2 protein-coding genes and 1 pseudogene are annotated in these 1,902 nt (G+C 70.6%); all 3 read left to right on the plus strand.

Annotated elements, in window-relative coordinates:
* A partial coding sequence (locus AC1DOC_RS31760) for a lipocalin-like domain-containing protein (protein ID WP_478131346.1) occupies positions 1-933 on the plus strand: 933 nt, incomplete at its 5' end.
* 99 nt (positions 934-1,032) lie between these two features.
* Positions 1,033-1,488 carry a hypothetical protein gene (locus AC1DOC_RS31765; RefSeq protein ID WP_478081627.1) on the plus strand — a complete coding sequence of 152 codons (456 nt, stop codon included), beginning with the start codon at positions 1,033-1,035 and terminating at the stop codon, positions 1,486-1,488.
* Between the two features lie 96 nt (positions 1,489-1,584).
* A pseudogene (locus tag AC1DOC_RS31770) lies at positions 1,585-1,902 on the plus strand (bifunctional metallophosphatase/5'-nucleotidase); the annotation flags it as partial.

Raw genomic sequence — 1,902 nt, forward strand, 5'->3', positions numbered from 1 at the left:
GAGTGGTGGTACATCACGGGCCACGCGAAGACTCCGGCGGGACGCGAGTTCGGCTTCCAGGTGACTTTCTTCCGCTCGCGCGTCGATGCGGCAGAGGGCCTGCGCTCGGCCTTCGCGGCCAGGCACCTCGTGTTCGCGCATGCGGCCGTCACCGATCTCGAAGGCCGCGTGCTGCTGCACGACCAGCGCATTGCGCGCGCGGGCTTCGGCGTTGCATCGGCCAGCGAAACCGACACCGACGTGCGCCTGCGCGACTGGTCGCTGGTGCGCAGGGAGGACGGCAGCTATTCGGCGCGCATCCCGGCTGGCGAGTTCTCGCTCGACCTGCGCTTCACGCCCACGCAGCCGGTGCTGCTGCAAGGCAAGGCCGGGCTCTCGCGCAAGGGACCGGAGGAAGCGCAGGCGAGCTACTACTACAGCGAGCCGCAGCTGCGCACGCAGGGCAGGCTCACGCTCAAGGGCCAGGCCTTCGACGTCGGCGGCACCGCCTGGCTCGACCACGAATGGAGCGAGGCGCTGATGCATCCCGAGGCCGTGGGCTGGGACTGGATCGGCATGAACCTGGACGACGGCAGCGCCCTCACCGCCTTTCGCCTGCGGCGCCGCGACGGCAGTGCGCTGTGGGCCGGTGGATCGTTTCGCACGCGCGATGGCGCGCTGCGCGTTTTCAACAATGACGAGGTGCGCTTCGACGGTGCGAATGCGTGGACCAGCCCGCGCACGCAGGCGAAGTACCCGACCCGGTGGCGCGTGCAGACCCCATCGGGCAGCTTCGAGGTGCGCGCGCTGCTCGACGACCAGGAGCTCGACAGCCGCGGCTCCACCGGCGGGGTGTACTGGGAAGGCCTGAGCGACCTCGTCGATGCGCAAGGCCGCCGTGTYGGCCGGGGCTACCTCGAGATGACCGGCTACGCCGCGCCACTGCGGCTCTGAGGCCGCGCAGCAGCCCTGTGCGGCTGTCATCACACCGTCATGGCGGGCCCCTGAACTCGGCACTCGACGTTTGCACGATGGTCGTGCGCCAAGGCTCGAATGAACAGACGACTCCGGCTCATCGCGCTGCTGATGGCGCTGCTGGCCGCGGCAGGCGCCGCGTGGGTGTTCGCGGCCGCGCGGCCGGCCCCATCGGCAACGAACGCAGCGCTTGAAATCCGCTGGCACGGCAACGGCATCGTGCTGCAAGGCGCGGTCAGGGATGCCGCCACGCAGCGCGCGCTGGTGGACGGCGCGACCGCGCGGCTCGGCGGCGAAGCCGACCAGGTGGTGGACTGGCTCGACATCGTGCCCGCGGCGCTGCCCATCGCGGACGCCGCGTCGCTCGCCAGCCTGATCCGCATCGGGCAGGAGGGCTGGCACCTGCAACGGCAAGCCACCGAGGGATGGCTGGCGGTGCAGTCGCCCGGCGATGCGCAAAGCGCCCAGGCGGGCGAATTGCTGCAGCGCGCCTTCGGCCCCGGCGTGGCCATCCGCGTGGTTCCCTTGCCCTGATCACGCTTCCTGCGCGGGGCAGTCATGGCGACGTCATCTGCCATGTCCAGCATGCGCTGCATTCCATCCAAAGAGGAGAGGCTCATGCACGCATCGTTGAAACATCTCGCCCTGGCGGGGGTGGTTCTGGCCACCTTGTCCGCATGCGGCGGAAGCAGCCATTCGAACACCGGGTTCATTCCGTTCCTCCCGCCGCCCGCACCGGCGCCGGCACCGCCCCCTGCGCCGGCGCCCGCCGCGCCCGGCAGCATGGACGTGAAGCTCATCGCCTTCAACGACCTGCACGGCAACCTCGAGCCGCCCCGGCTTTCCATCACCGCCCCGGCGAACGGCGGCGGCACGGTGCCGGTGCCCGCCGGCGGCGCCGCCTACCTCGCTTCGGCCATCGCGTCGCTCAAGGCGAAGAACGAGAAC

This window comes from Variovorax sp. 01T439_2 (genome assembly GCF_056398445.1).

What these genes read in the sequence shown, in the direction of transcription:
- AC1DOC_RS31765 (WP_478081627.1), top strand. Translation starts at nt 1,033, where the DNA reads ATGAACAGACGACTCCGGCTCATCGCGCTGCTGATGGCGCTGCTGGCC.